The organism is Streptococcus sp. CF8-6 (genome assembly GCF_024295845.1).
In the GTDB taxonomy this organism is placed as follows: Bacteria; Bacillota; Bacilli; order Lactobacillales; family Streptococcaceae; genus Streptococcus; species Streptococcus oralis_BO.
In genome coordinates this window covers 1-7,340 of record NZ_JANCOF010000010.1, presented here as the reverse complement: position 1 = coordinate 7,340, position 7,340 = coordinate 1, and the positions used below count along the sequence as shown (strand labels likewise).

Sequence of the window (7,340 nt, the reverse complement as noted above, 5' to 3'; positions counted from 1 at the left end):
CAATCTAGCAGATCCATGATTTCCTTATAACTCTTTCCTTTTGAGCGAAAATAAATAATCTGTAGACGTTTGTGATATTTGGCGTACGATGAATCTCTCAGGAGTTTTTCAATTTTCTGTATTTCTTCGTTTGTGAGTTTCATAACTACTATTATAAGATGGTTTTTGATTTTAGTCTAGTATTACTACTAAAAAGACTCTTTATCACCTACTATTTTATGTAGTTAATAAAGAGTCTTTTTATTTAGTAGAGATAATTTCGAGTAGAATTAATTAAAGATAATAGTAGGTAAGGTGGTCAACTAATTTATAGTTTTTTTAGTATTTTACCAAATAGTTTCTCTAATTTTTTAAATCTACATAAATTGTTCTGCATGTATCGAAGTTATGAATCTTATCACCTTATTATATTCGTATTTTCTGCATAGTATCTTTTAGATAAATTCAGAAAATTAAATCAGATAAAATTATACTAATTTTGAAATATACATAGTGTTAAAGGTTTCTACTCGTTCTAATTTCTTCTCGTATCTTCATCCTTATCTTTCTCTAAAGACTATCATAGTATTTTTTGAAGGCATCAAAATATTTATCGACACTTTCTACATTATCTAATCCCGCTCCCCAACGCAAACTAGAGTCTCCTAAAATTTTATCTAATCCTTCTCCTTTCTCACCAGATGTCAAAACTCCTAAGCACCCTTCCTTAGGTACAGCAATTCCAATAAAACCGTCTCCTCCTATACGAAACATTTGGCGTGGACCACTATTAGTGACACCTACATCCACTCCCTTTAATTTGGGAAAATCCACAGATAACTCAAAATCAAAACTTGTCGGATCCAAATCATCATAAGTAATTTTTCGAATAATATAATCTTGACCGAAGTAACTATCAAGCATTTCAATTAAGACTTGATAACATTTGCTCGTTCTAATTTCTTCTCGTATCTTCATCACTATCACTCTCTAAAGATTATCATAGTATTTTTTGAAAGCATCAAAATAATACTTAACTTCTTCAGCTTTATTTACTTGACCACCCCACTCTAATTTTTTATCTCCTAAAATCCAAAATAAACCATCTCCTCTTTCACCTGAGGTTAACTTTGCATCACCTCCATCTTTAGGAACCGCTATGCCAATAACACCAGTACCACCCATACGAAACATCTGGCGTGGACCGCTATGAGCGACACCTACATCCACTCCCTTTAATTTGGGAAAATCTACAGATAAGCGAAAGTCAAAACTTGCCGGTTCCAAATCATCATAAGTGATTTTACGAATAATATAATCTTGACCGAAGTAGCTATCAAGCATTGCAATTAAGACTTGATAACCTTTGCTTGATTTGATTCTTTCTCGTATCTCTAACATCTTATTTCACCATTTTAAACCTTTCATTTGCTTCAATTAAATGATAACCATTATTTTTTAAATATTTATATTCTTTAAAACCATACGTGTAACTTTCAAGTTCTTCAGGATTGACCGTGTACTCAAATATTTTTCCTTTAACAATCTGATTATCTAAAAATTTCTGATTAATTTTCCACATTTCATTGAACTGTTCTGAACTATCAACTCCAAGTTCTTGTAATTTATCCATAATGGCATCCCATCCTGCACTTCCCATCGTATAGAAGGTATTACCTGCTCGGTATGCCGTTTGGTCGTAAGAATCTGCACTGTTAGGAACATATGAACCAAGAGTGACAACGTTTGCTGCAGTATTAATCTCAGCCAATCTAGCTAACTGCTCAATAGAGTCTTCCGTTAACATTCCATTTTCTACCACAACCGCTGCAGCAAATTCTTGTGCTGTACGGACTCCCATTTGTTCGGGTGTATAAATTGTATCATTTATATCAGATGTCGTCTCTGATTCAGTGGTCTTTGGTGTATCCTTATTAACAGTAGCTTCTGAACTTGATGATTGAGCTTGTACAGATACAGCTTCAGATGTTGTATAGCTAACAACTGCTGTACTTGGTGCTTTGACAAAAATCTCAACAACATCATTAACTAGAATTTCTGGAACAGGTATAGAGAAGATTCCTTTATCATCAGCTTTTCCTCCATATTCTACCCCTCTGTTTTTAACGATAACATCTGAGTTAGGTAATGCTTTCCCTTGAACAGTAACTCCTTTGCCAACTGGTATCGGGTTTACATTTGGTATTGGAGTGATCACTTGTTTTGGAGTAATTGATTTTTTTATAAAATCACTAACACTTATATTTCCTGAAGCATCAACCCTGAACATTGAAAGGTCAATTCCAACCATGTAAGATGAATATTTAACTGCGTTCATCTCATCAAGAATTCCATCAATAGCGATATTTGCTATACCATTAGAAGTTCTTTTTACAGGAATGCTTAATCTAAAATTTCCTGAGTTATCTGTAGAAATACTTTGTAATTTTTCGCTATTGAGATATGGAGTAATAGTCGATTTCCACAACATTTTCCCCGAAATTGTGAAAGTATTGGTTTTAGCATCAAAAGAAATATTACTAAAGTTCGGAACGGTTGAAAGATGAGGGATAGGAACTGTAGGCAATGATTTCTTTAAATAAAGATTTGTAGAAACGCTTGCTTTTAGAGTTCTACTATTATCAATACTAAAATCTAGTGTTTTATTACTCTTTTGAGGATAAATAGTCATTATGGTATTTTTCCCTGAAATAGTAATTTTAATATTGTTATCACCTTTCTCAAGAGGTATTGTAATTAAGGAGGTCTTTTTTGCTTCACAATCTACTGTTTGTACTTTTATATTGTTTCTATAAATAGTGAACTGGGAGTCTACAGCCATTGTTATAGGAATAGTCAACAAGTCACTATTTTTATTGTATGATATTTCGTCAACTACAGGTGGAGGAGTTGACTTCTCAAGTTTAATAGGAACCCCATTCGCTAATTTTGCGTTCTCACTAGCTATTACACCCCCATCTGAAGCAATATAAAATTTGACTGCACCAGCAAAGCCAAAGGAAGAATATTTAAATTTCTCTGTTGAATTTTGAACTGCATCTATTGATACTGTCGCATCTTCTACTTTGATTTTTATGTCAAAATGACCATTTACATTTGTTTTATCAGTTCTAATTTTCTTATCATCAATATAAATATCTAGATTTGAAGCACTTGGCATACTTCCTACTAAATTCAACGTTTTTGTCTTTGAATCATAAGTTACTCTGTCAAAAGTTGGAGAAGCAGTGTGAACAGCTTCTTGTAAAGGGTGTCTTAATAATTTATTTGTCTGTGCAGTTGTAGTTACTATTCCATCACTGGCTATCTTGAAAGTTGGATATCCAATTATTCCGAAAAAGCGTGATGAAATATACTTAAATTTACTAGTAGATTTCTGAATTGCATTAACAGCAACATTAGTGTTTTCGGCTTTGATATTAATATTAAAGTTTCCCTTATTATCAGTAACAACTGTTTGGACTTTCTTATATCCTATGTAAATATCTAAAGTAGAAGCGCTTGGCATACTTCCTACTAAATTCAATGTTTTTGTCTTTGAATCATAAGTTACTCTGTCAAAAGTTGGAGAGGCTGTATATTGCTCAACTAATAAAGGACTCTTTACATATTTATTGGTCTTCGAGCTTACTGTTAAATCCCCATCTTCATGAATTTTAAAAGTTGGGCACCCTATCAAGCCTATGGAGCTACATGATTTATAGTTTTTTCCTCCAATCGGCTTTTGAATAGCATCAATTGCTACCTCTGCATTTTCAACATTTACTGTAAGGCTAAAATCTCCCTTTTTATTTGTTTCGCTTGTTTGAGATAATTTATTATTTATATAAATGTAAATTGTTGATTCTGTTGGCATATTCCCTGCTAAATTTAAAATTTTAGCATTCTTATCATATGTGGCAGAGCTAAAACTAGGAGCTGCTGAAAATCTGAAATAGTCTTCTAAATGTTCCATTTCTTTATTAAAGTCCGTCATACCTTTATTAAAATCAACCATATTTTTAGCAATTTCTATATTCATTTTCTTCAAGTATTCTGAAGTTTCTTTCATACTTTTATTAAATGAATCTATTGATTTATTAAATGAATCTATTGATTCGTTAAAGTCTGACATTATTTTGTTAAAACCAGTTAAATCAATATTAATAGGATCTATATTTATGGAGGGGATATTAATAGATTCCATATTAATATATATGGGTTTTATATTAATATTTATAGATTCAATATTAATATTTAATGCTTTTGAATATCCTTTTATTAATGATAAATTTTGGGTTGCTTGAGTAACATTATTCATTTGGATATTGATTTTATAGAGAGATGATAAGGAAGTTAGTTCTTGTTTTGCTACAGTTGCTCGACTTATAGATGCATTTGGATAAGATTTAGCTGTGGTTGATTTAGTATAGAGATAGTATCCTCCACCTATTATAATAGCCGCACCTCCAACAATGATTGCAGCTGGCAACGCAGCAGTCATTGCCGTTGTAATCCCAGCTAATTCTGATGCACCACTAATCAATTCAAATGCTAGTGGTATAGAAGCTACAGCGGATGAATGTCCAGAAGTCAGATTTATAGTATTTTCTTTTTTAGTCTTACTATCAAGATACCTAAAAAATACTTCTTTGTCTTTTTTTTCGATCTGCCCACGCATTTTTTGAACAGCTAACTTTCTGGAATCTTTTAGTATCACTACTTGAAATTCTGCATCTTTATTATTGCTTGCAAATGTCACTGTGGTTACAGCTGAAAAGTTATCATTTAAATTTTTGAATGTTGTTAATTTTAACTCTCCTTTACTCGTCTGTTCTGCATTTAGAAAAGTTAATCCTGACTTTTCAACACTATCGCTAACAGAATTAATCCATTGTTGTGTTTTATTTAGTTTGCTATCCAACTGTTTATCTGTGATAGTTGTCTCTGTATTTGGTATAGCTCTAGCCTGTGCACCATAAACTATAATTGGATTGACACAATCTATAAAAACACTTATTAGCAGTATAAAAATAACTGCTAAAATCTGAGTATTTTGAATTTTCTTTTTCATATTTTTCTTTAATTTCCCTTTTTTAAAATACTATTTTTTATTTTTTTTAAATTCTTTGTTTGAAAATACATTTTTAAAATTTGGTTTGTCACTTTAGGAGTAGCAAAAGATGTTCCACTATATTTCTTATTATTATATAAAATCTCTTCTCCATTTTCAAAAATATCAATTTTATCTATGGCTGAAAAAGAAGATATATTGCTTCCTTTCTTGCTACCAACTGAAATAACTCCTGGTATTCGAGCAGGAAAATCTGCAATTCCTTGATAATTATTCCCACCTGCTGCAACAATAATAACTCCCTTTCTTAATAAGATTTGGATTTGTTCTTTTGCCTGTTCATCTTCCAAATAAAAACCACCTGAAAAATTTATTATGTCAATATTGTCTTTTTCAGCTTGTTTTAATGCTTTAGTAAAGGTAGTAATATCAATTTGACCATCTGTTCCTATTACGCTATATTCAAAAAAATCTATTTTTGAAGTGTCTATATTATTGCTGAGTACAGACCAAATAATATTTGAATGTACTGCAGCTTGCTCATTTCCTTTTTCATAGCTAGTTTTTCTGATATAAAATGAAAAATTATTTGATGATGCACCATCAATAACAGCCACCCTCAATTTGGAATTTTTTTCAAAAACGGAAACAGCAAACGGGATTGCCCCTGCTAGTAGTAAAAGCATACATAGGGATAGCAAAATTCTATTTTTTTGAAACACAAAAATCCTCTCTTTTTAAATAGGCTTCATATCTTAACTGTTTGTCATATATAGATTTTTAAAATAATATTAGTATATTTATTTGCACATCAAATTCCAAAAGAATTCCGAAAAAATAATAGATCTCTTTGGATTATCTAATTCAGTTTTGCTGTCCTAAAAAGAACTTATTAGCCTTTGAAATTTATTTGTATAAAAAGATTATACTCAGATTAGCTAGTATTAATACTTAAATAAGATTTAATTTCAATTTCAAGACAATTAATATATTGGTTAATTTTAGATTGTTGTTTATGGAGCTTATCAAGAGACATTGTAGAGTCTCTCTTATATCTTGGGTTAGCATATTCTTGAATATTTTTAATAGACGTTTCCGTCTTTTTTAAACTAATAATGAATTGAGTCCACGCTATATTAGAGCTATCATAGTATCTACGATTGTTTTCTTTTCTGTGTGAATAAATAGATTTTTCTTGCTCATAGTATCGAAATTTGGGAATAGAAAGTCCCGTCTTTTTAGTGAATTCTCCAATAGAATAGTAAGCCACAGTATTTCACCTCTTTATTTCTTGATTATTTTAGCATAATTTTTTAAAAAATCAAATACAGTTTTCTCTTGAAATGAGTGTACTTTATTATGTAAAACATATAACATCAAAAAAGTTTGGTATAAAATTAGAGAAGGAGGTAGAAGTATCCTATTATCCTTTAATAAAAGCGGATAGACTCTTCGTTAGCAGGTTTAGGATCTCAATTAATGGGAATGAGAGGCGTAAAGTGCTGTAAAGAAATTGTTGATTTAGAAAAGAATGAGTATAGTTGACATTGATATCTTTAAATTGAATAAAGCATTTGTTGCACTATCAATAGTTTACATAAAACAATTGGGAATCAAGAATATGATTAATCCTAATGGTGATACCATTGTTTTAGGACATCCAGTTGGAGCTTTGGAAGGAGAGTACTGACTATTCTGGATTTATAAGTTAATAAAAAATAAAGTGAGTTATAAAATCGCTTATCTATGTTCAATTTGTACAACAGTTGATTGGTAAACATGCGGCAGGATGGCAAGTTCTTGTTGAGATAAACATCCTTTTGTCTAGCATTAGAGACCACGATCACATATTCTAAAATAGCCTTTTCTTCTAAGTAGCCAGCCTTGAAATTATTATTTTTTAGTTTATTTTGCAAAAAATTATCGAATTGAGTGGTTGTCATACTTATTCATCTTAAATTCTTTTTTTAAATTCCTTGGAGAACCGAATTTCATTTATCTACCACATGAAAATAGGGAGCACATTGAATGTTAGAAGATACTTTTGAGTAGATTTCAAAAATATCATTGTCGGGTTTCTTAATTTATTCTATACGTTGGATAACTAACAATCCTTGCTTTGGAAAGCCTTATTTTTAAAGCCTCGTTTTCGAATTTCTTTCCAGACTTGTTCAATAGGGTTCATTTCTGGTGTATAAGGTGGGATAAAAGCCAACTCAATATTACTTGGAATCTCTAAGGTACTTGATTTATGCCATATAGCATTATCCATTACAAGTAAAATATA

The 7,340-nt window shown here is 31.0% G+C and carries 6 protein-coding genes and 3 pseudogenes; 1 reads left to right on the top strand and 8 read right to left on the bottom strand.

Annotation, left to right across the window (positions count from 1 at the left end; all coding sequences use genetic code 11):
- From NML69_RS09780 to NML69_RS09755, 6 genes and pseudogenes are all read right to left on the bottom strand, one after another.
- A pseudogene (locus NML69_RS09780) lies at window positions 1-143 on the bottom strand (IS630 family transposase); the annotation flags it as partial.
- Window positions 144-549: 406 nt separating this feature from the next.
- Window positions 550-957, bottom strand: coding sequence for a hypothetical protein (locus tag NML69_RS09775; RefSeq protein WP_254726636.1), 408 nt, complete (start codon window positions 955-957; stop codon window positions 550-552).
- Window positions 958-969: 12 nt separating this feature from the next.
- Complete coding sequence (locus NML69_RS09770) at window positions 970-1,380, bottom strand: hypothetical protein (protein WP_248034832.1); 411 nt, start codon at window positions 1,378-1,380, stop codon at window positions 970-972.
- A 1-nt stretch (window position 1,381) separates the two neighbouring features.
- Entirely contained in the window at window positions 1,382-5,053 is a 3,672-nt protein-coding gene (locus NML69_RS09765; protein WP_254726634.1) for a hypothetical protein, read from the bottom strand.
- Window positions 5,054-5,061: 8 nt separating this feature from the next.
- Entirely contained in the window at window positions 5,062-5,739 is a 678-nt protein-coding gene (locus NML69_RS09760) for a S8 family serine peptidase (RefSeq protein ID WP_254726632.1), read from the bottom strand.
- A 248-nt stretch (window positions 5,740-5,987) separates the two neighbouring features.
- Window positions 5,988-6,323, bottom strand: coding sequence for a MerR family transcriptional regulator (locus NML69_RS09755; protein ID WP_254726630.1), 336 nt, complete (start codon window positions 6,321-6,323; stop codon window positions 5,988-5,990).
- A gap of 261 nt (window positions 6,324-6,584) precedes the next feature.
- Between NML69_RS09755 and NML69_RS09960 the strand changes: the two genes are divergently transcribed.
- Entirely contained in the window at window positions 6,585-6,743 is a 159-nt protein-coding gene (locus NML69_RS09960; RefSeq protein WP_368406898.1) for a hypothetical protein, read from the top strand.
- A gap of 307 nt (window positions 6,744-7,050) precedes the next feature.
- On the opposite strand, the pseudogene NML69_RS09750 reads toward NML69_RS09960, so the two are convergent.
- Together NML69_RS09750 and NML69_RS09745 are read right to left on the bottom strand one after the other, a co-directional pair.
- Window positions 7,051-7,173 (bottom strand): annotated as a pseudogene (locus NML69_RS09750) (type II toxin-antitoxin system RelE/ParE family toxin); the annotation flags it as partial.
- Window positions 7,170-7,340 (bottom strand): annotated as a pseudogene (locus NML69_RS09745) (transposase); the annotation flags it as partial. The pseudogenes NML69_RS09745 and NML69_RS09750, both read right to left, overlap by 4 nt.

Bases quoted from the DNA above. Each gene is read 5' to 3' on its own strand.
- NML69_RS09775 (WP_254726636.1), bottom strand. From the start codon at position 957: ATGAAGATACGAGAAGAAATTAGAACGAGCAAATGTTATCAAGTCTTA.
- NML69_RS09770 (WP_248034832.1), bottom strand. From the start codon at position 1,380: ATGTTAGAGATACGAGAAAGAATCAAATCAAGCAAAGGTTATCAAGTC.
- NML69_RS09765 (WP_254726634.1), bottom strand. From the start codon at position 5,053: ATGAAAAAGAAAATTCAAAATACTCAGATTTTAGCAGTTATTTTTATA.
- NML69_RS09760 (WP_254726632.1), bottom strand. From the start codon at position 5,739: ATGCTTTTACTACTAGCAGGGGCAATCCCGTTTGCTGTTTCCGTTTTT.
- NML69_RS09960 (WP_368406898.1), top strand. From the start codon at position 6,585: ATGAGTATAGTTGACATTGATATCTTTAAATTGAATAAAGCATTTGTT.